At 46.2% G+C, this 21,854-nt stretch carries 21 protein-coding genes; 15 read left to right on the top strand and 6 right to left on the bottom strand.

Annotated elements, in window-relative coordinates; all coding sequences use genetic code 11:
- The first annotated feature begins 23 nt into the window (after positions 1–23).
- From VT06_RS09860 to VT06_RS09800, 13 genes are all read left to right on the top strand, one after another.
- Positions 24–713: a YggS family pyridoxal phosphate-dependent enzyme gene (locus tag VT06_RS09860; RefSeq protein ID WP_046554135.1), complete on the top strand. Its 690-nt coding sequence runs from the start codon at positions 24–26 to the stop codon at positions 711–713.
- A complete protein-coding gene (proC, locus tag VT06_RS09855; protein WP_082122490.1) occupies positions 697–1,521 on the top strand; it encodes a pyrroline-5-carboxylate reductase in 825 nt (274 codons plus the stop codon). Before VT06_RS09860 ends, proC begins: the two co-directional genes overlap by 17 nt.
- 18 nt (positions 1,522–1,539) lie before the next feature.
- On the top strand, positions 1,540–2,079 hold the full coding sequence (locus VT06_RS09850) for a YggT family protein (RefSeq protein WP_046554134.1): 540 nt from the start codon (positions 1,540–1,542) through the stop codon (positions 2,077–2,079).
- A gap of 23 nt (positions 2,080–2,102) precedes the next feature.
- Entirely contained in the window at positions 2,103–2,537 is a 435-nt protein-coding gene (locus tag VT06_RS09845; protein ID WP_052750219.1) for a DUF4426 domain-containing protein, read from the top strand.
- A gap of 31 nt (positions 2,538–2,568) precedes the next feature.
- Positions 2,569–3,171 (top strand): RdgB/HAM1 family non-canonical purine NTP pyrophosphatase, encoded by a 603-nt coding sequence (gene rdgB / locus VT06_RS09840; RefSeq protein ID WP_046554133.1) that lies wholly within the window; start codon positions 2,569–2,571, stop codon positions 3,169–3,171.
- A complete protein-coding gene (gene hemW, locus VT06_RS09835; protein ID WP_046554132.1) occupies positions 3,172–4,317 on the top strand; it encodes a radical SAM family heme chaperone HemW in 1,146 nt (381 codons plus the stop codon).
- A gap of 60 nt (positions 4,318–4,377) precedes the next feature.
- On the top strand, positions 4,378–6,228 hold the full coding sequence (locus VT06_RS09830; RefSeq protein WP_046554131.1) for a DUF885 family protein: 1,851 nt from the start codon (positions 4,378–4,380) through the stop codon (positions 6,226–6,228).
- 381 nt (positions 6,229–6,609) lie between these two features.
- Positions 6,610–6,783, top strand: a complete 174-nt coding sequence (locus VT06_RS17805; protein ID WP_046554130.1) for a YqaE/Pmp3 family membrane protein — start codon at positions 6,610–6,612, stop codon at positions 6,781–6,783.
- Positions 6,784–6,809: 26 nt separating this feature from the next.
- Positions 6,810–7,301, top strand: a complete 492-nt coding sequence (locus tag VT06_RS09820) for a pyridoxamine 5'-phosphate oxidase family protein (protein ID WP_046554129.1) — start codon at positions 6,810–6,812, stop codon at positions 7,299–7,301.
- Between the two features lie 195 nt (positions 7,302–7,496).
- Entirely contained in the window at positions 7,497–8,459 is a 963-nt protein-coding gene (locus VT06_RS09815; protein ID WP_046554128.1) for a magnesium transporter CorA family protein, read from the top strand.
- Positions 8,460–8,482: 23 nt separating this feature from the next.
- A complete protein-coding gene (locus VT06_RS09810) occupies positions 8,483–9,832 on the top strand; it encodes a magnesium transporter (RefSeq protein ID WP_046554127.1) in 1,350 nt (449 codons plus the stop codon).
- A gap of 42 nt (positions 9,833–9,874) precedes the next feature.
- Positions 9,875–10,792, top strand: coding sequence for a 30S ribosomal protein S6--L-glutamate ligase (rimK, locus tag VT06_RS09805; RefSeq protein WP_046554126.1), 918 nt, complete (start codon positions 9,875–9,877; stop codon positions 10,790–10,792).
- A complete protein-coding gene (locus VT06_RS09800; protein ID WP_046554125.1) occupies positions 10,792–11,841 on the top strand; it encodes a succinylglutamate desuccinylase/aspartoacylase family protein in 1,050 nt (349 codons plus the stop codon). Before rimK ends, VT06_RS09800 begins: the two co-directional genes overlap by 1 nt.
- Here the strand turns inward: VT06_RS09800 and VT06_RS09795 are convergent.
- From VT06_RS09795 to VT06_RS09780, 4 genes are all read right to left on the bottom strand, one after another.
- On the bottom strand, positions 11,838–12,596 hold the full coding sequence (locus tag VT06_RS09795) for a DUF2884 family protein (RefSeq protein ID WP_046554124.1): 759 nt from the start codon (positions 12,594–12,596) through the stop codon (positions 11,838–11,840). The two genes, VT06_RS09800 and VT06_RS09795, sit on opposite strands and share 4 nt — an antisense overlap.
- A 102-nt stretch (positions 12,597–12,698) precedes the next feature.
- On the bottom strand, positions 12,699–14,357 hold the full coding sequence (locus tag VT06_RS09790) for a FapA family protein (RefSeq protein WP_046554123.1): 1,659 nt from the start codon (positions 14,355–14,357) through the stop codon (positions 12,699–12,701).
- Positions 14,358–14,473: 116 nt separating this feature from the next.
- Positions 14,474–14,809, bottom strand: coding sequence for a hypothetical protein (locus VT06_RS09785; RefSeq protein ID WP_046554122.1), 336 nt, complete (start codon positions 14,807–14,809; stop codon positions 14,474–14,476).
- Between the two features lie 58 nt (positions 14,810–14,867).
- Entirely contained in the window at positions 14,868–15,533 is a 666-nt protein-coding gene (locus VT06_RS09780; RefSeq protein ID WP_046554121.1) for a DUF2982 domain-containing protein, read from the bottom strand.
- Positions 15,534–15,730: 197 nt separating this feature from the next.
- Here VT06_RS09780 and VT06_RS09775 point away from each other — a divergent pair, with 197 nt between their 5' ends.
- Both VT06_RS09775 and VT06_RS09770 read left to right on the top strand, forming a co-directional pair.
- Complete coding sequence (locus VT06_RS09775) at positions 15,731–16,789, top strand: efflux RND transporter periplasmic adaptor subunit (protein ID WP_046554120.1); 1,059 nt, start codon at positions 15,731–15,733, stop codon at positions 16,787–16,789.
- On the top strand, positions 16,789–19,914 hold the full coding sequence (locus VT06_RS09770; RefSeq protein WP_046554119.1) for an efflux RND transporter permease subunit: 3,126 nt from the start codon (positions 16,789–16,791) through the stop codon (positions 19,912–19,914). The genes VT06_RS09775 and VT06_RS09770 overlap by 1 nt, the downstream gene beginning before the upstream one ends.
- Here the strand turns inward: VT06_RS09770 and VT06_RS09765 are convergent, their stop codons facing one another.
- Positions 19,915–20,658, bottom strand: coding sequence for an SDR family NAD(P)-dependent oxidoreductase (locus VT06_RS09765; protein ID WP_046554118.1), 744 nt, complete (start codon positions 20,656–20,658; stop codon positions 19,915–19,917).
- Complete coding sequence (locus tag VT06_RS09760) at positions 20,648–21,694, bottom strand: NAD(P)/FAD-dependent oxidoreductase (RefSeq protein WP_046554117.1); 1,047 nt, start codon at positions 21,692–21,694, stop codon at positions 20,648–20,650. The genes VT06_RS09765 and VT06_RS09760 overlap by 11 nt, the downstream gene beginning before the upstream one ends.
- Positions 21,695–21,854: the final 160 nt, after the last annotated feature.

Genomic DNA, 21,854 nt, shown 5'->3' with positions numbered 1-21,854 from the left:
ATTACTCCAATTTGCCAACAATTATGAATAACATAGCAGAACAACTGGGCGCCGCCTATCAGAACATTGCAGAAAATTGCCAGCAGCAAGGCCGCGATTTAAGCAGCATCAGCTTAATTGCGGTGAGTAAAACAAAACCGATAGCTGCTATTGAGGCCGCCTATCAGGCTGGCCAACGTCAGTTCGGTGAAAACTACCCACAAGAGCTGGTCAGTAAAGCCACCGAGCTAGCCAGCTTAGCCGAACTTAACTGGCATTTTATTGGCCCGTTGCAGTCAAATAAAAGCAAACTGGTGGCCGAACACGCCAACTGGGTGCACAGTATCGATCGGTTAAAGATAGCCGAACGGTTAGCAAGCCAACGTCCTGCAGCACTGGCTCCATTAAATATTTTGCTACAAGTGAATATTAGTGATGAAACCAGCAAAGCCGGTATAAACCCAACACAAATGCTGCAATTAGCTGACGCTGTCAGCGCACTACCCCAACTGACACTAAAGGGTTTAATGGCAATACCGGCCCCGGGCGACAGCGAGCGCGCCTTCGCCGCGATGCAGCAACTTTCGAAAAATCTGCAACAACACTACCCGGCAGCGACAGAACTGTCGATGGGCATGTCAGATGACTGGCCGCTGGCTCTGAAATACGGCGCAACTATGCTAAGATTGGGCACCGCAATTTTTGGCGCAAGGACTTATGAAAGAAATGAATGACAACACCGTCGCCTTTATCGGCGCAGGCAATATGGCGCGCTGCGTTATTGCTTCTATGGTAAACGCCGGTTATCCGCCGGCTAATATTATCGCGGCCAACCGCAGCCAACCTAAATTGACGGCCCTGGCAGCAGAGTATGGCATTAGCACCACAATGGATAACATTGCAGCGGTAACTCAGGCCGATATTATCGTGCTGGCGGTAAAACCGCAGATGATGCAAGCGCTGTGCAAGCAACTGTTAGAAAACGCCCCTCAAATTCAGGAAAAGCTGTTTGTTACTATTGCCGCCGGCATTGAAGTACGGCGTTATGAGCAGTGGCTGGGGGAAATCCGCCTGGTGCGCGCAATGCCTAACACGCCATCATTGGTTAGCCAGGGGGTAACCGGCCTGTTTCCGAGCCGTTGTTCGAATTACGAGCGGGCTTTTGTTGACCATATGTTTAGCGGCACTGGCCTGAATGTCTGGCTGGAGCAGGAAGCCCAGATAAACCATATTATTGCCATTACCGGCAGCTCACCGGCATACTTTTTCTATTTTATGCAGTCGATGCAGCACGTTGCCGAAAAACTTGGCTTTGCGCCTGAGCAGGCAAAAGCTATGGTAGCTAAAACCGCATTAGGTGCGGCTACCATGGCGTTGCAGAGCGACGAAAGCTTTGCTCAGTTACGGGCAAATGTTACCTCTAAAGGCGGCACCACCCACGAAGCAGTAACTACCTTTGCTGAACAGGGCTTGGAAAAAATGGTAGCAGACGCCATGTATGCCGCTATAAAACGTGCTGAAGAAATGGCACAACAAATTTAAACCGCCGGAGAGCAAACCATGCAGGCCATGTTGTTTTTAATTAATACTGCGTTTAATTTATTATTAATGGTGGTTATTTTGCGGGCTTGGCTGCAACTGGCCAGGGCAGACTTTTACAACCCGTTCAGTCAGTTTGTGGTTAAAGTAACCAACCCGGCAGTGCTGCCGCTGCGCAAGCTTATTCCCAGCATTGGTAGCATTGACACCGCCACTATTGTACTAGCATACCTAGTGGCTGTGGCTAAACTTATTGTATTACAGCTAATGTTAGTGGGCAGTATTCAAATCCCCGCTACCTTTATCAGCGGCTTATTAGTGCTGTTAAAAGAAATCCTGAACCTGCTGTTTTGGATTTTAATCATCCGGGCGTTATTAAGCTGGTTTAGTCAGGGCAATAACCCCATAGAATCGGTGATGCATCAGTTGACTGAACCTTTATTAAGGCCAATTAGACGAGTTCTGCCGTCGTTAGGTGGGCTTGATTTATCAGTACTGGTGTTAATTATTGCCATTCAATTTATTAATGTGTTGTTTAGCAACGTGTTTCGCGGCCTTTAAACCCCAGTAACAGGAGCTACTTAATGAAAACGTCAAGTCTGTTTGCAGTGTTTTTTAATGTTACTTTCTTACTATGTAGCCCGCAGCTGCTAGCCGAGCAAAAGAAACAATTAGGTAACTGGGACGTGCACTACATCGCTTTCCCTGCCACTTTTTTAACCCCAGCAATAGCGGTGAAAAATGACATTCAGCGTAGCAAATTTAGTGGTGTGATTAATATTTCAGTGTTGGACAGCACTAGCCAGCAAGCACAGCAAGTCACTATCAGTGGCATTGCCAAAGATTTATTTGGCCGCCAGCGTAAGCTGGAATTTAACCAGGTTATTGAAGGTGAAGCCGTTTACTACTTAACAACGGTGCCCTATCAAAACGAACAGTTATATAACTTTACTATTGATATTAGCCAAGGCAGTCAGCAGCAACAACTGAGCTTTAGCCACACTTTTTTTGTTGATTAACCGTCAAACTAACTATTAAGCCTCTAAAAACATGCAAAAACTTGTTCTCGCCAGTTCCAATAAAGGCAAAATCAGTGAGCTAAGCACACTGTTAGCACCCTATCAGTTAGCAATAGTACCGCAGCAAACACTGGGGGTAACCGATGCCGACGAAACCGGTTTAACCTTTATTGAAAATGCCATTATAAAAGCCCGGCATGCTGCTCTAATTACCGGTTTGCCCGCAATTGCCGATGATTCCGGACTGGCGGTCGATGCGCTCGGTGGCGAGCCAGGCATTTACTCGGCCCGCTATAGCGGTGAGGGAGCAACCGATGCCGACAACATTAGTAAACTATTAACTGCCCTGCAACAGGTGCCATCCGCACAGCGCAGTGCGCAGTTTCATTGTGTGCTGGTGTATCTGCGTCATGCCACCGACCCAACCCCACTGGTTTGCCACGGTGTCTGGCATGGCAGTATTAGCGAGCAGCCTAGTGGCAGCGGTGGTTTCGGTTATGATCCGGTGTTTATTCCATCACAGCATAATGTCAGTGCAGCTGAGCTTGGTAAAGAGCACAAAGCGTCGATCAGTCATCGCGGCCAGGCTTTACGCCAGTTAGTTAAATTGCTACAAACACCCCGGGAAGATTAAGTGAGTCTGCAGCTACCGCCATTGGCGTTGTATGTCCACATTCCCTGGTGTATTCAAAAGTGTCCCTATTGTGATTTTAACTCGCATGCGGTGAAGCAAGGTATTCCTGAACAAGAATATATTGCCCATTTACTGGCAGATTTACAGCAAGATCTGCCCTTAGTTGCTGGCCGCAGCCTGTCGAGCATTTTTATTGGTGGCGGCACACCGAGTGTATTTTCTGCAAAGGGTATAAGCCAAATATTACAAGGTGTAAAAAAGCAACTAGCGTGTAGTAGTGATATGGAAGTTACCATGGAAGCGAACCCCGGCACGGTAGAGGCTGAACGTTTTGCCGGTTATGTCGCTGCCGGCGTAACCCGGTTTTCCATTGGTGTGCAAAGCTTTCAAACAACGCAACTAAAAGCCCTTGGCCGAATTCACGATTGTGATGAAGCTATCCGTGCTGCCAAACTGGCCAGTAGCTTACCACTTAACAGTTTTAACCTGGATTTAATGCATGGTTTGCCGCAACAAGATGTGCCGGGCGCCTTGGCCGATTTACAACAAGCCATTGCGTTAGCGCCCCCGCATTTATCCTGGTATCAGCTAACCATAGAACCTAATACTGCCTTTGCCTCCCGCCCGCCATCCCTGCCAGCCGATGATACGTTGTGGGATATTCAACAGCAAGGCATGGCGCTACTTCAGCAACATGGCTACCAGCAGTATGAAATTTCAGCATATGCTAAGGTAGGTCATCAATGCCGGCACAACCTTAACTACTGGCGCTTTGGTGATTACCTTGGCATTGGCTGCGGCGCGCATGGCAAAATAACGCTACCAGCACAAGACAGCATTGTCCGTACCGTTAAAATTAAACATCCAAAAGGCTATATGGATATTAGCCGTGGCTATCTTGATAAAAAACAACAGGTAGTGCCAGCAGAGCGGCCGTTTGAGTTTTTTATGAATCGTTTTCGCTTATTAGAACCCTGCCCACATCAAGAATTTACTGCCTATACCGGGCTGGAGCTCGACAGTATTCAGCCCGCTATTGATAAAGCAGTACAACAGGGTTTATTGCAAAATGATAAGCAGCAATGGCAAATTACCGATAAAGGTGCCCGCTATTTAAATAACTTAATCAGCTTATTTATTGATTAAGTGGCACATTATTACCAACACATAACAACAACAACAGCTTTTAACACAAAAGGTACCCATATGAAAAAAACGTTTTATCGCACTTTAGCACTGGTACCGCTGGCTGTCAGCCTGGCATTACTAGCCGGCTGCGGACCTAAAACAGCACAACCGGGACCTAACGTTGAACAAACTACAGCCGTGCAACTTGACGTAAATCAGCAAGCAAACACGATATTTGAGCGGGTTTTTATGGAGCAGGTTGGCCAAGATCCGGTATTGCAAACCCGGCTTGGTATTAAAGACGACTATGATAAATGGCAAGATTTGAGTGATGCGGCCTATGACGCTGAGCTGGCGCTGACGCGGACTCATCTTAATTTACTTAGCAATATTAGTGTTGAGCAGTTAGATGCTAATACCCAGTTAAGTTATCAGCTAATGCAGCAAGATTTACAACACCGGCTGGATGATAGTAAGTGGCGCCTGTACAACTATCCGGTAAATCAGATGTACGGTATTCATTCATTGGTACCGTCGTTGTTAATTAACCAGCATAAGGTTGAAGACCTAACCGATGCAAAAGCCTATATTGGCCGCCTTAATAACGTACCGTTATTATTTAACCAGCTGCAACAACAATTAACGGCTCGCGCTGAAAAAAACATTATTATTCCTGAGTTTGTGTTCGAGCATGTCATTACTGCCAGCCAAAATGTGATTAGTGGAGCGCCTTTTAATCCGGGTGAAGACAGCACGCTACTGGCTGATTTTAAGAAAAAACTGCAGGCGCTTAAGCTTAGTGAATTAGAACAAAAATTATTGGTTGACGAAGCCAGCGTTGCCTTGTTAACCAGTGTTGGACCAGCGTATAAAAGCCTTATCAGCTACCTGCAAAACTTAAAACCGCAAGCTACCCGCGATGATGGTGTCTGGCGCTTTGCCAATGGTGAAGCCTTTTATCAAAACCGGCTAGCACGGATCACGACTACCGATTTAACGGCTGAACAAATTCACCAGTTAGGCTTAGATCAAGTCGCCGGCATTCACCAGCAAATGCGCGATATTATGCAGCAAGTAAAATTTAGCGGCACATTAGCTGAGTTTTTTCTGTTTATGCGTGAAGATCCACAGTTCTACTACCCCGACACTGAGCAAGGCCGCGCCGATTATCTGGCCGAAGCCACCCGGGTTATCGACGATATGAAAGGTCGGCTGGATCAGCTGTTTCGGGTAAAACCCCAAGCTGACATGATTGTTAAAGCTGTTGAACCCTTTCGCGAAAAAAGTGCCGGTAAAGCCTTTTACCAGCGCCCCTCTATGGATGGCAGCCGGCCAGGCGTGTACTATGCAAACCTTTATCAAATGCAGGATATGCCAACCTATCAGCTAGAAGCACTGGCCTACCATGAAGGTATTCCAGGCCATCATATGCAACTAGCTATCGCTCAAGAGCTGGAAGACATGCCGAAATTCCGCCGTTTTGGTGGTTATACCGCGTATATTGAAGGCTGGGGGCTATACAGCGAAGTATTGCCTAAAGATATTGGTCTTTATCAGGACCCCTACTCCGACTTTGGCCGTTTAGCCATGGAACTCTGGCGCGCTTGTCGTCTGGTGGTCGATACCGGTGTTCACGCTAAAGAATGGAGTCGTGAACAAGCCATTCAGTATTTGGTTGATAACACGCCAAATTCTGCTACCGACGCCACCAAAGCTATTGAGCGCTATATTGTAATGCCAGGCCAGGCTACTGCCTACACCATCGGCATGATTAAAATACTGGAGCTGCGCGAAAAAGCTAAAACCGCGTTAGGCGAGCATTACGATATTCGTGATTTTCACGATGTGGTATTACGCAACGGCGCCGTGCCGCTGGATGTGTTGGAGCAACTGGTAGACGAATATATTGCTGCGGCAAAAGGCGAATAGCGACCAGGCTATATCTTGCTTAAGCGATAAGTTAAACAGCAACACAGCCGGCCAGTTCACTGCCCGGCTGTTTTCTATTTTTCGTCTGAGCCAAACACCGTCTGGCCATATATTCTCCCTCCTTTTACTTATAACCCACCGGTAAAATTTTCACGGCAAGTCTTCAATAATGTTTATCTTTCACACTATAAGCATTGGGAATACTTAATTACTACCCTTGAGACTCAGCACTATTATTTTGGAAAAAACCTAACAAAGTAAAGGCTTTGCAGTACATGGCCGCTATAGTATTCGTATTTACGATCGTGGAACTTAGCAACTTCGGCACAATTAGTGCTTGTTATAGGTTTAGCAATTCTTTTTGCATCTAAGGAGCCTATGATGGCCGTTACCGCAACCGATCCTATTAAAATTATTTTCGCAATACTTTTGCCACCACTGGGGGTATTCCTTGAAGTTGGTGTTAAAGGTCACTTTTGGCTCAGTATTTTACTTACGTTGTTAGGTTTTATCCCGGGCATTATTCATGCGCTTTATGTGATTTTAAAGCACTAAACCACGCTAAGTGAAAAGGAGCCTTTATGTCCAGCCCAGAGCACAAGCAAAAAATATGGGATCTTATCAAGAATATCAAAACAGCAATGTTGACCACTCATCATGGCGGCGAACTTCGTTCCCGGCCAATGGTTCTGGTACAAAATGAGTATGACGGCACGCTATGGTTTTATACCGATCTGGTGTCGGAGAAAGTTCTGGAGTTAGAAAGCGACAACCATGTCTGCGTATCGTTCTCTGATCCTGATCAGCAGGTTTATGTTTCATTAACCGGCGTTGGCCAGGCTATTCGCGACAAAACATTGATTGACAAATACTGGGGCCCATTCGTTGCAGCCTGGTTCCCTAAAGGCAAAGACTCGCCCAATGTCGGTATGTTAGAAATAAAAATTGTAAAAGGCGAACATTGGGATAGCAATAGCAGTAAAATGATGAAAAGTATTAAAACGGTGCACGCTAAGATAAAGGGAGAGCAACCCGATCTTGGAGAGCATCAGAAATTTGGCACTAAAAAGTAGCGCAATTAGCTACTGCTAATTTATTAGCCGTTCATTCTGACAACATTCGTAGCAACAATAGTAGCCTTCTATATCGCTACTATTGTTGTTTTGGCATAACCTTACCTTAGCCCACCACATAAAATCTACAAATTTTCGCAAAACCCCGTCAAGCTGAGTATGCTGTAAACACATGGCCTTGACTGGAGCAGTAAGATGATTTTACTCAATTATTTTGAACCGGAAACAAATAGCTGGCAGCAGAGCAGCTTTGCGAAAATACCGCAGCAACTTAGTTCAGATGCCAGAGTATGGATAAACCTGAACGATGCTAGCAGTGACGAGTTACAGCAAGTGTTACAACGCTTTGCTATTGCCCCCACGCTGGCAGAGGATTTCAGCCGCAAACGCCACCCACCAAAACTGGAGGCACAACCTGAATTCAACCTATTAATTATGCGTGGTTATGCCGACCCAGACTTTAGTGAATACAGCAGCAGTGCTCAGGTTAACTTGTTATACTCGCGTAACGTGTTGATTAGCTTGGTACATTGCCATAACCCGCATATGTTACAGCAGCTTACTCCACAAATAGCCGTGGGCCAAAGCCTAACAGTAACCGATTGGGTTAAGCAGCTTATTTTAACTGTATCAGGCAGTTATCTGGAAAAACTAATCGCTTTTGAAGATGTATTGAGCGATCTGGAAGATAATATGCTGCATCGCGGCAATGATGAACAAATGGCAATGATGATGAGATATCGCTCGGTGTTACGTAAAATAAATCGCAACCTGGCATATCAGAAAGATATTTTTGCTGATGCACTGTATGAAGAAAAAAACCCGCTGTTGCATCACTTTATTGGACCAGATGTACGCGATTTTTATGAAAAATTTGAACGACTACACAGCATGACCGATTTATACTACGATCAGCTCAGTGACTTAGTTGAAGGCTATATGTCTACCACGTCTCACCAAATTAACGAACGGATGAAAGTACTTACTATGGTCAGTACTATTTTTATTCCTTTAACTTTCGTTGCCGGTTTATATGGAATGAATTTTGTTAATATACCCGAGTTGCAAAACCCTAACGGCTATTTTTATGCCCTATTTGTCATGGCATTATTGGGCGTTGGTGGTTTATTCTGGTTTAAGTTTAAAAACTGGTGGTAATGTGGTGTTAATAAGGAATTTTAATGGCAGATAATTCGCTGCTGGATATTGAAGATATTGTTCGCGGTAGCTTTGCTAACGAGGACACGAGCTTACTTATTGAAAAAATCAGCCAGCTGGAGCCGGAAGAAATTGCCTTAGTACTGGAGGCAATGCCACTCGAACAGCGGGTTAGCATCTGGCTAGACTTGCACCCTGACGATCAGGTTGCCGCGCTGACCTACATGCGGGTAGATGCCCGCGACAACGTTTTTAAACAACTTGACGAGCAACAGTTACGTACCCTGGTTGAGGGTATGGAAGTTGATGATCTGATTGAGTTATTGGACGAACTGCCCCAGCGCATCTATACCTACGCCTGTTCCCGACTTGATGCCAGCCAGCGTAACTGGCTGGAAACCGCATTAACTTATGACGATGACCAGTGTGGTCGTTATGCTGACCATGATTTACTTATTATTAATAAAAACGCAAAAGTGCGGGATGCGATACGACTATTTCGTAGGCTGGCAGACGATGCCGAGTACCAAGACGCGCTATTTGTGGTTGACCGTACCGGTCGTTATGCCGGTTTAGTTCATGCCACTAGTTTATTGGGTCAAGCAAGCCATTTACCGGTAGAAAACTTTTTGGATAAAGACGCCCCTGTTGTCACGGGTGCAATGGAACTTGAGCAAGGTTCTGACATTGTTTCCCGCTCAGGCTATACGGCATTAGCCGTAGTGGACGCTGATGATAAACTATTGGGCCGGCTATCTATTGGTGAAGCGCTGGAAAACGTGCGGCGGGCATTGGAAAGCCAATTTATGCACACAGCCGGTTTAGATGAAGAAGAAGATTTATTTGCACCAGTATTTGACAGTGCTAAACGCCGCGCCTTATGGCTGGGGATCAACTTGCTAACTGCTTTTTTAGCCGCCTGGACCATTGGTCTATTTGAAGCGACCTTGCAACAAGTGGTAGCGCTGGCGGTATTAATGCCGATTGTAGCCAGTATGGGTGGCATTGCAGGTAGCCAAACCCTAACCCTAATGATACGAGGGCTGGCGCTGGAGCAAATAACGCCACAAACTTACATGACATTGTTCCGTAAAGAGCTGGGAGTTGGCGCCATTAACGGCGTACTCTGGGCTTTGGTTATTGCGGTTATTACCTATTTTTGGTTTGGCGACTTAATTATTGGAGGCATCATTGGTCTGGCGATTGTCATTAACATCATTGTAGCAGCGATTTCAGGCGTGTTTATTCCTATTTGGCTGGAAAAGTTGGATATTGACCCGGCCTTGTCAGGCTCAGTTATTTTAACCACAGTAACCGATGTTATTGGCTTTTTTGCCTTTCTAGGTCTTGGTTCATTATTTTTACTTGCCTGATCGGCCCTGCTAACACCGTATTATCTATGTATCGGAGAGTGCATGAAAATTGCAATATTATCGCGAAATGCCGAGTTATATTCAACTAAGCGGCTGGTGGCAACAGCAGAAGCTGCCGGCCATCAAGTACAGGTTATCGATCCATTAATGTGCTATATGAACATTAACCGCACCAACTCTTCTATTCATTACAAAGGAGAAGTATTAGACGGCTTTGATGCAGTGATCCCACGTATTGGCGCCTCAATCACTTTTTATGGCACCGCAGTATTGCGCCAGTTTGAAATGATGGGGGTCTATTCCCTCAATGAGTCGGTTGCTATTGGCAGGGCTCGCGATAAACTTCGCTCAATGCAACTGCTGGCCCGCCAGGGTATTGGTTTACCTATTACTGGTTTTGCCGATAAACCAGGTGATATTCCAGATTTAATTGATATGGTGGGTGGCGCCCCATTGGTGATTAAACTATTAGAAGGTACTCAGGGTATAGGCGTGGTATTGGCGGAAACCCGCACTGCCGCCGAGAGCGTCATTGAAGCCTTTATGGGGCTTAATGCCAATATTCTGGTGCAAGAATATATAAAAGAAGCTAATGGTGCTGACATTCGCTGTTTTGTCGTTGGCGACAAAATTGTTGCCGCCATGAAACGCCAGGCTAAAGAGGGTGAGTTTCGCTCTAACTTACACCGGGGTGGCTCCGCTACCATCGTGCGACTGACACCGGAAGAGCGCAGCACTGCTATACGTGCCGCCAAAACAATGGGCTTAAATGTAGCAGGCGTCGATTTACTGCGCTCAAACCATGGCCCGGTTGTAATGGAGGTGAATAGCTCACCCGGCTTAGAGGGTATTGAAAACGCCACCAGTAAAGATGTAGCCGGACTTATTATGCGCTTTTTAGAGAAAAAAGTAGCCACTCATAAAACCCGGCGCAATGCCAAAACGAAAGGAACAGGTTAATGATTAGCCGAGCCGCTTTTACCCTGGGCAGTAATAAAATTGCCGCAGGCAGCCGGGCCGTAGTTGATATTCCGTTTGGCAAACTGTATACCCACACCGAATTAAATATTGGCGCCCATGTTATTCATGGCAGGCTCAACGGCCCGGTGCTACTGATCACCGCCGCCCTGCATGGTGATGAAATTAATGGCGTGGAAATTTGCCGGCGATTATTAAAGCTGCAGCGGCTTGACCGGATTAAAGGCACCTTAATTGTTGTACCAATTGTCAATACCTATGGCTTTGTACAGCAATCGCGCTATCTGCCCGACCGGCGTGATTTAAACCGCAGCTTTCCTGGCAGTGAAAAAGGCTCGCTCGGCAGCAGAATGGCCTTTCAGTTCACCGATAAAATTCTTAAATGCTGCACCCATGCTATCGATTTACATACCGGAGCCATTCACCGGGCTAATCTGCCGCAGGTAAGAGCCAGCGCCAAAGATAAAACCGCGCTTCGGATGGCTGAAGTATTTAATGCCCCGGTTATTATTAAAGCGGCCAGTCGGGATGGCACCATGCGGGGTACTGCTAATAATCTGGGTATTCCATTGCTGTTATACGAAGCCGGTGAAGCACTGCGTTTTGACGAGCAATCAATTAAAATTGGGGTGCGCGGTATTGTTAACGTTATGCAAGATTTAGGCATGCTCAGTGGCAAAATAAAAGCACCAAAAAACCGCTCGGTATTTTCGAAAAAAAGTGCTTGGGTGCGGGCCGAACACGATGGTATTGCCCGTTATTATGTCACTTTAGGCCAAACGGTAAAAACCGGCGACATCATGGCGCATATTTACTCGCCTTACTCTGATTTTGAAGTGGCTATTGAAGCCACCTTTGATGGCGTGGTTATTGGTCGCAATAACTTGCCACTGGTAAACGAAGGTGAAGCGCTATTTCATGTGGCTGAAGTGAGTTCACTGGACGAAGCAGAGAAAACGCTGGATGCCATTAGCGATGAAGTTGACAATGCCATGCCGGCAGCGTTGCGGGATGAATATGGCGTGGTTTAGTTTTTTTCGGTAACAACGTCATACTGGGTCAGCAGCGGGATCCGCTGCTGTAACGTGGTTTCTATCTGGTCAAGTTCGCGCATCCGCTGACAAAACAGCGCCGACTTGGCTTCTAACTCTATGGCTTTTTCATCCAAACCAAAACTCATATTTTCAACCATTTGCTCTACCGATTGCCAATCTTGGTTATCGGTGCGTTCAAAATTACTGTCAGACTGACGCAAGGCGTCACGCAACGCGCCCCATACAGCACCCACCGTATGGCGTGCTAAATTACTCAGTTGCGGTTTTAATTCCCGGTTTAAAAAATGATCCAATTCGTTCAGGCTCTGCGGCGCCAAATAAAAATACTCGCCGGTGCGAACAAAGCGTGACATAAATTGAAAAGTGGTTTCACGAATTAGTGCCTGCCATTCTGCCTGCTGCGACTGACTGCCGAGCCCAGACAACATAGATTCAATACTAGATAAACCCACTTCAACGCCATCTACTGCTAGGCTAACAATTTCAGGAACAAATTTGCGTAAACCCTGGCTGTACTGGTGTAATAACTCGGTGTCATTTTCGTTTAAGCGGATCCATTCACCGGCAACAAATAGTTGGCGGTCTTGATTTATCTGTACATAGGTACGGGCATTTTGCATAAAGCGAATATTTTCAGGGCCAATCAGCAACCCATAACGAAACGCCATATTGCAATCAGCAACAGCCGTAACCGGTAAGCAAAATAGCAGTATAACCAACAGGGTTTTCACAGTAGCTCTCTCATTAACCACACCATATCAGCTTAATACATCAACTCAACATAGGCACTACCTTATGCCGCAAACTGAATACAGCCTGCCGCGTTATGTTGGTTACAGTGGTTCAATAGACGGGGCACCATCAACCAGCACCACTTTAGACGCACCATATTCGCGCCGGCTTTTTATCTGATCTTTACCAAAATGAATCTCAACAGCAGAAAATAATTGCTGTCGAACCACAATCTGCAGTTGAGCCAACTTTTCCTGACGCTGTGCTTCCAGTATTTTAATATCATTAATTAATGACATTGCCAGTTCCCGATGCTCTTCAAATTTTGCTACCAGCTCATAGCGTTGCATTTCAATTTGAGCATTACCCTCAACTTTTTTTAATTTTTCTACTTGTTGCCGTAACTCGTCAATTTCAGCCCGCTCTGCCGCAACACTGGCCCTTAACACGTCTTGTTTTTCAACAATAGGATCTAGTTGCCGATTTAACTTAATTAATATTGCACTACTGGATGGTGCGCCCAGATTGCCGCAAAAAATGCCCATATCTAAATAAAAAGTGCCGCCTACTAATTTACCGTTCGGGTTATCTTCCGGTCCGGCATAGACAATGCTGGCCGCAACGGCGCAGTGCATCAACTGTTTAGTGATATATAAATTACCACCACAGTCTATTCGACTGTATTGTGCTAAGTTGCATTGAATATCACCAGCGGCTTTAAGTTCGGTACTGTATTCAGCATGATGATCAACCTGAGCAAGCTGATGACCTATTACTGAGCCGTTAATAGTAATATCGCCACCAGCTTCGATTAATAGCCCCTCAACCATGCCTTTAATAAACACGTTACCACCGGCGACGACTTTCATACCCTCGGTAACGTTGCCCGTGACAACTACCGAGCCTTTAAACAAAATATGTCCTGTGGCTAAATCGACATCTTTTACTGTAAAAACTTCATCAACGGTAGCACCGGCTTCGATTACTCTGGGCAAACCATCCCGTGCAGCCAACAACATATCAGGATCGGTTGCCGAAAACTCGACTCCCTCACCCAGCTGCCATTCTATAGGCAAGCCAGGCGTGGCAGGCGTCATCTCGCCGCTAACCAGCATACCGGGGACCCCTGCCGTGGGGGGATGCCGGCGAATAAGCGCCTCACCCGCTTTTATCGACGGAATAACCCCAAAATCGCGTAAATCGGCTTTTTCATCCGTTTTAACAATTGGCCGGTTGCGCCGGCTTTCCATTGAAGCAAGCAGCGGTTCAAAGCGGGAGTTAACACCCGGAACCATTAACCGGCCCCTGGCTATCATTAGTTTAACTTTACTGCCAGGCTCAGATTTGGCGGCATACGTTACCAGCTTAATAATTTGCTCTTTACTAAAACCAAACACAATTCCGCTAGCCTGAGCACTTTTAACCAGTGCATTAGCAGATATAGGAGCACCACCCCAAGCGCCGGTAATAATTGCGGTTGCTGCCATGTTGTCTTCGCTAATATCAAAACTCAGTTCAGCATCACGTTTTTCTGCAATGCGGTAGCTTAACTCCTTGCTGTTTTCAGCAACCAGATTATCTTTAATTTTTTGTTGGACTTGCTGGTATTCAACCAACAGATTGGTGAGTTGATCCTGCAATAGCAAGCAACGCTGATAACCATGGGCATTAAGCTGTTGCTGAATGTCGGCAGCACTAATGGCGGTTAACGAGACCGGCACCGATATTTTTATAGTATTGTCGTGCTCAGTAAATTGCATGTCATTTTCTACTTAAAACTAAGACAAAAGTATTATGCTTACTGAAACAAAAAAAAGCGATAAAGGCAAGCCCTTACTGTATTTCAGGGCCATTGCAGCAAAAAAAGCAGGTAATGTCAGATGTAATTGTCTTGGTGAATGCGAATAAATAAATCTGTGCCTATTTTACTGTAATCTATTTTATATTCTTTGTTATTTAAAGCCTGCACAAATAACAACGTTTTCGTTTCACCGAAAACTTCGGTACTGGAGATATCGACGATTTCCATGTAGCGCTCTTTCGCTTCAACCTTATTAGTAGGCACGGTGTCCTGAAACATTTTAACCCCGTGGCGGGTGATAATAAGCGGTGGATCGTTATCGTCATTTACCACGATTAAATCTAATTTTTTATTTTTGTGGATCAGGGTATTACGCCCACTAACCAGAAATGCCTTGTCGTAACTGTTCATGCACCATCCTGCCAAAAAAAGAGGTTCGGCTTATTATGATACACAGTAAGCGGTGTGTCTAGGTTGCTGTCTTTTGGATCATTTGTAAGCGCCGCTGATTAATTTGCTGACACAACGCACTCGTCTGCTCCTCGGTAAGGGAACTGGTAACAAATAACTCAAAACCGCTCGCTTGGGCTAACCGTCGCATGCGCTGGGCATACACCGCTTTTATTCCGTTGTAGTGAAAATGCGCTGTATCATAGGTGTCTTTTTCTGCAAGTAACTCAGTGGCACACTGACCACTGGCGCAACTTTGTTTTACCGCAGATAAAAATAATGGACGTTGCTCGGTCATCAGCCTTACGGCAAAACGCAGCCGTAATGGCTGCAGTATGGCGTCATAATCTGTTACCTTAAAACCAATAAAGGATAACTCCTGCTGCTCTAATTGCGGCACTGCACAGTATTTAAAACTCTCCCAGGGTAATAACCAATTACCAAAACGATGATAATAATGTACACCTTGCTCATCACATTTCAGAAAATGCCGCGGTTCAGCCAGCTTAGCCAAACCAAGAAACACCGCCATTGCCGCTGCGATATAGGCCAGCGCCAACCACAAGCTAAATTGTTCGGCAAACAACACCGTAAACAACAGTAACCCGACAAAACTGCCAACACCAGCTAATAACAAACGTGCGCCGCCCTGATGGCTGGTTTGACTGACTATAATCGGTTCCATTATTACTCCTGTAAACAATCTTAAACTTGTTAGCATTGTGCTTTAATAATAGTTACAGCTCCAGCTGTGATAGTGGATCAGCATAATTAACCGCTTAATACGACCAACGCCTTATGGATTGCGATAACAGAAAATCTGTTTAACCATTTAAACCATACAATACACGTATAGAATTGTATGCGGTAATCGGAGTCATTGTGGCAAAAAATCATTCTCGTCTGATCTGGGTAATATTAATTACATTAGTCGTTTTTCTAAGCTTTTTGTATTGGCAACAGCAACAAGGCTCATCGACAAAACGCGGTGCCGGTTCGCCCATCGCCGTCAGTACCGCTAAGGTAACCGTTAAACCGATGATCCGGCAAATAACCTCCTTAGGCACCGGTATAGCCAATAACTCGGTGCAAATTGTCGCGCCGGCCAGTGACTTTTTAATTGAACTAAATATTCAGGAAGGCAAACAGGTAAAAGCCACTGACATTATCGCCCGGCTCAACGATGTACAGCAACAGGCCAGAGTAGCTGAATTATCAGCAGTGCTGACTGATCAGCGTCGCCAGCTGGCACGATTGCAAAACCTGGCTACCACCCAGGCTACCGCTCAATCAATGCTGGATGAGCAGCAAACCCGGGTTAATACTACCCTGGCCCAACTAGACATTGCAAAAGCGCAATTAAACGAGCTAACTATTCGTGCTCCTTTTGACGGCTACCTTGGCCTGCGCCAGGTTAGTCAGGGTGCTTACGTCAATGCCGGTACCGTGCTCACCTCACTGGATGACCTAAACACTTTAAAAGTAGAATTTAGTGTTGCTGAGCGTTATCTGGCTGAAATTAAACGTGGCATGTTAGTTAATGTTACCAACGTAGCGTATGAAAATGTCGATTTTACCGGTGCAGTTAGCGCCATCGACACCCGGCTAGATCCGGTAACCCGCTCAATTAGGGTGCATGCTACGTTGGATAACAGTGATTTACGTTTACGCCCTGGCATGCTACTAAACGTAAAAGTAGAATTAACTAACATTCCGGCGTTACAAATATCAGAACGCACATTGATCCCACAACAAAACAAGCAATTTGTGTTTGTAGTAAATACTGATAATACCGTTAGCCAACGCGAGATTGAAGTTGGCCAACGTATTCCAGGCTGGGTTGAAGTACTCAACGGGCTGGAAGAAGGTGATGAAATTGTGGTTGAAGGTATCCAGAAAATCCGACCCGGGGTAATGATTAACAGAGTTGGAGCGCAATAATGCTGTTATCAGATTTGTCGGTAAAAAGGCCGGTATTTGCTACCGTCGTTAATTTGCTGCTGGTGGTGTTTGGCATTGTTTGCTTTACCATGCTGCCGCTGCGGGAATTTCCAGATATTGACTCGCCAATTGTCAGTATTAATACTAATTACCCTGGCGCCTCAGCTGAAATCGTAGAAACCAAAATAACCCAGTTACTGGAAGACCGGATCAGCGGTATTGAAGGGATTAAAAGCATTAACTCGAACAGCCGTAATGGCCGTTCCAGCATTACCATTGAGTTTAATGTTGAGCGTGACATAGACTCTGCAGCAAATGATGTTAGAGACCGGGTGTCAAGAGCGTTAAATAACTTACCCGATCAGGCCGACCCACCAGAAGTATCAAAAGCAAATGCCGATGAGGACACTATTGCCTGGTTTGTGCTAAATAGCGAAAACATGACCACGCTGGAACTTACCGATTATGCTAATCGCTACATAGTCGAGCGTTTCTCGGTGGTGGACGGTGTAGCACGTATCCAGCTTGGTGGCTCGCGTGATTATGCCATGCGGGTATGGCTTGACCACAATGCGATGGCGGCGCGTGGCGTAACCGTGCAAGACATTGAGTCTGTACTGCGTAACGAAAACGTGGAACTGCCCGCCGGCAATATTAAATCGATTGACCGTGATTTTACTGTCCGGGTTATTCGTACTTACAAAACCGAGCAAGATTTTCGCCGATTGGTGATTAAACGTGGCGACAATAACTACTTGATTCGCCTTGGCGACATTGCCGACGTTACGTTATCTTCTGAAGATGAAGAAAGCGAGTTTCGAGGTGATGGTAAAAACCTGTTAGGCATAGGCATTATTAAACAGTCTAAAGCCAATACACTGGAAGTGGTAAAAGGTGCCAGGGCTGAAATGGAACGGATTAAAGCCCAGTTGCCGCTAGGCACCACTATTGAACCGGGTTATGACTCTTCGTTGTTTATTGCTGAATCGATTAAAGAGGTTTACAACACCCTGGGCATAGCTATGGGCATGGTGGTGTTGGTCATTTTCCTGTTCCTTGGCAATATCAGGGCAACCTTTATTCCCGCTATTACCGTGCCAGTAGCATTAGTTGCAGCCGTGACGGTACTATTTGCCCTAGACTTTTCGATTAACCTGCTAACATTGTTGGCGATGGTATTGGCTATTGGTCTGGTGGTAGATGATTCAATTGTGGTGCTGGAAAATATTTACCGGCGCATTGAAACCGGTGAAGAGCCATTACTGGCAGCCTACCGCGGCGCCCGCGAAGTAGGCTTTGCCGTTATCGCTACTACGCTCGTGCTCATATCAGTATTCGTACCCTTGGTGTTTATGCAGGGACAGCTGGGTAAGCTATTTACTGAGTTTGCGCTGGCTATCGCGGCCGCAGTTGCGTTCTCTAGCGTGACAGCCCTTACCTTATCACCGATGCTCTGCAGTAAGTTGTTACAACATCGCAAGCGTGAATCCAGGTTAGGCCAGGCTCTGCACCGTGGCTTCGCTAAACTGGAAAATGGTTATCGTAAACAATTAAATGTCGTCACCAAAACCCGTTGGCCGGTGTTAGTGGTCGTGGTGCTCTGTTTTGCTGGCAGTTATCAACTGATTACTATGTTGCCGTCTGAACTGGCCCCTACTGAAGATCGCGGTACCTTCTTTATCTCGATGACACCAGCCGAAGGTGCGAGTTATCAGAGTAACAGCCGCAATATGCGACTTATTGAAGATATTTTAATGCCTTATTACGAGAATGGTGAGTTTAACCGACTACTTATTCGCGTTCCAGGCTGGGGCGGTAGTGGTGGTATTGCTATTGTCGGCGCGGAAAACTGGAATAACGGTAAAAGACGCACCACCGAGCTGATGCCAGAAGTTGCCGCTAAAATTAACCAACTACCCGATGTCCGCGCTTTTACCTTTATGCGAAGTGGCTTGGGCGGTGGCGGTGGAAGCAGTCGGCCAGTAGAATTTGTGTTGCAAGGCAATACTTATGAAGAACTGGCCAGATGGCGCGATACCGTCATTAACAAGGCCAGTGAAAACCCTAACTTACTGATGCTGGATCACGACTACAAAGAAACTGTGCCGCAAGTACTGGTAGAAATAAACACTGAACGAGCCGGCGACCTTGGCGTGTCAGTCGGTGCTATTGGCAGGGCCTTAGAAGCGATGTTAGGTGGCCGGCGAGTAACCACTTTTATAGACCGAGGTCGAGAGTATGATGTCATTCTCGAGGGCTGGGATGATGACTTCAGAGCTCCTGATACCATTAAAGAGGTTTTTATTCGTTCTGAGAGTTCTGGTCAGCTGATTCCGCTGGATAACCTGATAACGCTGCGTGAAGAAGCCACTGCAGCGGCGTTAAACCGGTATAACCGCATGCGCTCTATTACTATTTCAGCAAGTCTTGCACCTGGATATAGCCTGGGTGAAGCACTTGAGTACCTGGAAACCATAGTAAAAACTGAAATTCAGGATACAGTAGGCATTGATTACAAGGGTGAATCACTGCTTTTTCAAGAAAGTGCTGATTCAACCTTATTGGTGTTTATGCTAGCGCTAATAATAACCTACTTGGTATTAGCCGCTCAGTTTGAAAGTTTTATCCATCCGCTGGTAATTATGATAACGGTACCATTAGGACTGGTGGGCGCTTTATCCGGTTTGTATTTCTTTGATATGTCATTAAATATCTACAGCCAGATTGGTTTGGTTATGCTAATTGGATTGGTGGCTAAAAACGGTATTCTTATCGTCGAGTTTGCGAACCAGTTACGTGATGCCGGTGTGGCTTTTGAAGACTCAGTTCGCCGGGCCGCTATCCAACGTTTACGACCAATAACCATGACCTGCTTTACCACTATTATGAGCAGCTTACCGCTGATAATTGCCAGTGGCCCAGGGTCGGAAAGCCGGATGGTGATTGGTATGGTTATTTTCTGCGGTGTAGCGCTGGCAACCTTGTTAACGTTGTATGTTGTGCCGGTAACCTATATTGCTATTGCTCGGAATACCAGCTCACCGAAGGCGCTTAGCCACAAACTTGAGCAGTTAGAGCGGCAAGCACCAGATGAACATGCCGCTGATGAGGCAACACCTAAATAACTAAAACGGTAACACCTCGCCGTCCCAGTTAAGCAAACAACCGCTATGCTCTGCGCGCAAACTGGCTGCAACTGCAGCCAGACGCAGTGCAGTGGCGGCAGTGGTTTGCAACTGACTAGCGGGAATATTCGTTTGAAAGGGTGCTGATAAGGCGGTGTCGGTAGTACCTGGATGTAAACTAACCACTGCCGCTGTTTTATTGTAACGGTTAAGTTCAATACTACTGGTTTTAATCAGCATATTAAGTGCCGCTTTACTCATCCGATAACTGTACCAACCGCCTAACTGGTTTTCGGTAATACTGCCTACTTTAGCACTGAGCACCAGCACCTTTGCTTGTGGTTGTTTCGTTAAATAAGTAAACAGGCCCTTTAAATACATTGCCGGTAACTGCACATTAATGGCAAAGCTTTGGCGCATTTGTGCTGCACTAAGCTGGCGCAGTGTTTTCTCCGGACCATGCTGACTATCATGCAGCCAACCCTGGCAAATAAAAATAGTGGTTGGTTGCGCTACAGTAGCTTGCGCCACTACCCGATTAATAGCCTGTTCTGTGGCCTCTTCCTGGTCTACCGCAACACTGGTGGTTACTTGCAGCCAACTTAACGCGGCCTGCTTTAAGTCGTCAGGACAAGGTCCCCGACTGATTGCCTGCACTGGCGCTCCCTGCTGTAAGTAATATTCAACCATACCCCGACCAATGCCACTACCGGCACCAATAATAAGAATTTGCTCAACGGTCATTAGTCATTACCTCTGTTGCTGCTGCCACACCACTTAGCCAGGCATTTTCGACCCGACCTCCCAGTAACCAGTCGCCGGCAAATGCCAACTTAAGTTCAGGACAGGCAGGCAATACTTGTTGTGTTATTGCAGAATTAATCTGAGCATATAACCAGCGATGGGGCAGCGCACTTACCACGGTAACAGGCTGCTCAAAAATCAGTTCCAGCTCGGCTTTCGCCAATGCCGTTATTTGCTCTGGCTCCACGTTTATATGCAGCGCTGAGCACTGCGGGCTAAAATGCACAAGCCAATTATCAGACTCACTTACCCTCCCCGGCTTGCTGTGTTGCCGTGCCAGCCAGCTCAGGTTACCCTCTTTTACAAACACTGCATCGGCTGCAGTATTTAACGGTTGGGCCAGCTGTAAGTTTACCGCCCAGCACGGGAGTAATGCCTGTTGCTGTAGTTCAGTGGTAATCTGTTGCAGTACTGATGCATCGGGTAAGTCAACTTGGTTAACCGTGAGGAGTAAAGCGTGCAACTGCACCGGAGGTAAGGTAATGATCAGTGCCTGATAAGGGCCAAAACGCTGCTGTTGGTCATCATACAAATACCAGCCAGTTTTACTATTATTTACGCTGCTGTCAGCGGCATTAGCCAGATAGTTAAGCCTGCTGATCCGGCAATTTAAATGGGTTGGAATAGCCGCCAGCAGCGCTTTTACCGGTTCCTGCATTGCCGGGCTACCGACAAAGCGCGCCGTTTTATCGGTAGATAAACTTAATGTTGCTTGTTCAAAACGATAGCAATTTGCTGGCCAGTAATTTACTACTCCAGAAGCCAACCAACGGCTTACTTGCTGGCTAAATCGCTCGCTGCGCGCCGTAAAATACTGCGCACCCAAATCCAGATAGCCATGTTCGGTGCGCTTTGAGCTCATTCTGCCACCCACACTGCGGCCTTTATCGAACACCTCAACCTTCAAACCCACGTTGACTAAGGTCCGCGCAGCCGCCGCCCCTGCCATGCCGGCGCCGATTACTGCTATTGGCATAAAAGCTCCGTTAGTAAGTAAACCATTATTTTATCAACCAGAATGGCGTTTGGTACGTTAAGCCGTAGTGTGTCAGATCAAACTTACAGGCGTTAGGTATACACCAACGGTTATAAGGCGGGCCATGTCAGCTGCTTACCAGCCTGCTAAAATGAAAAAA

It is taken from the genome of Arsukibacterium sp. MJ3 (genome assembly GCF_000987765.1).
GTDB lineage: Bacteria > Pseudomonadota > Gammaproteobacteria > Enterobacterales > Alteromonadaceae > Alishewanella.
The sequence above is the reverse complement of the archived record's forward strand: the minus strand, read 5'-3'. Positions and strand labels throughout refer to the sequence as shown.

What these genes read in the sequence shown, in the direction of transcription:
- VT06_RS09860 (WP_046554135.1), top strand. Translation starts at nt 24, where the DNA reads ATGAATAACATAGCAGAACAACTGGGCGCCGCCTATCAGAACATTGCA.
- proC (WP_082122490.1), top strand. Translation starts at nt 697, where the DNA reads ATGAAAGAAATGAATGACAACACCGTCGCCTTTATCGGCGCAGGCAAT.
- VT06_RS09850 (WP_046554134.1), top strand. Translation starts at nt 1,540, where the DNA reads ATGCAGGCCATGTTGTTTTTAATTAATACTGCGTTTAATTTATTATTA.
- VT06_RS09845 (WP_052750219.1), top strand. Translation starts at nt 2,103, where the DNA reads ATGAAAACGTCAAGTCTGTTTGCAGTGTTTTTTAATGTTACTTTCTTA.
- rdgB (WP_046554133.1), top strand. Translation starts at nt 2,569, where the DNA reads ATGCAAAAACTTGTTCTCGCCAGTTCCAATAAAGGCAAAATCAGTGAG.
- VT06_RS09830 (WP_046554131.1), top strand. Translation starts at nt 4,378, where the DNA reads ATGAAAAAAACGTTTTATCGCACTTTAGCACTGGTACCGCTGGCTGTC.
- VT06_RS17805 (WP_046554130.1), top strand. Translation starts at nt 6,610, where the DNA reads ATGGCCGTTACCGCAACCGATCCTATTAAAATTATTTTCGCAATACTT.
- VT06_RS09820 (WP_046554129.1), top strand. Translation starts at nt 6,810, where the DNA reads ATGTCCAGCCCAGAGCACAAGCAAAAAATATGGGATCTTATCAAGAAT.
- VT06_RS09815 (WP_046554128.1), top strand. Translation starts at nt 7,497, where the DNA reads ATGATTTTACTCAATTATTTTGAACCGGAAACAAATAGCTGGCAGCAG.
- VT06_RS09810 (WP_046554127.1), top strand. Translation starts at nt 8,483, where the DNA reads ATGGCAGATAATTCGCTGCTGGATATTGAAGATATTGTTCGCGGTAGC.
- rimK (WP_046554126.1), top strand. Translation starts at nt 9,875, where the DNA reads ATGAAAATTGCAATATTATCGCGAAATGCCGAGTTATATTCAACTAAG.
- VT06_RS09800 (WP_046554125.1), top strand. Translation starts at nt 10,792, where the DNA reads ATGATTAGCCGAGCCGCTTTTACCCTGGGCAGTAATAAAATTGCCGCA.
- VT06_RS09790 (WP_046554123.1), bottom strand. Translation starts at nt 14,357, where the DNA reads ATGCAATTTACTGAGCACGACAATACTATAAAAATATCGGTGCCGGTC.
- VT06_RS09785 (WP_046554122.1), bottom strand. Translation starts at nt 14,809, where the DNA reads ATGAACAGTTACGACAAGGCATTTCTGGTTAGTGGGCGTAATACCCTG.
- VT06_RS09780 (WP_046554121.1), bottom strand. Translation starts at nt 15,533, where the DNA reads ATGGAACCGATTATAGTCAGTCAAACCAGCCATCAGGGCGGCGCACGT.
- VT06_RS09770 (WP_046554119.1), top strand. Translation starts at nt 16,789, where the DNA reads ATGCTGTTATCAGATTTGTCGGTAAAAAGGCCGGTATTTGCTACCGTC.
- VT06_RS09765 (WP_046554118.1), bottom strand. Translation starts at nt 20,658, where the DNA reads ATGACCGTTGAGCAAATTCTTATTATTGGTGCCGGTAGTGGCATTGGT.
- VT06_RS09760 (WP_046554117.1), bottom strand. Translation starts at nt 21,694, where the DNA reads ATGCCAATAGCAGTAATCGGCGCCGGCATGGCAGGGGCGGCGGCTGCG.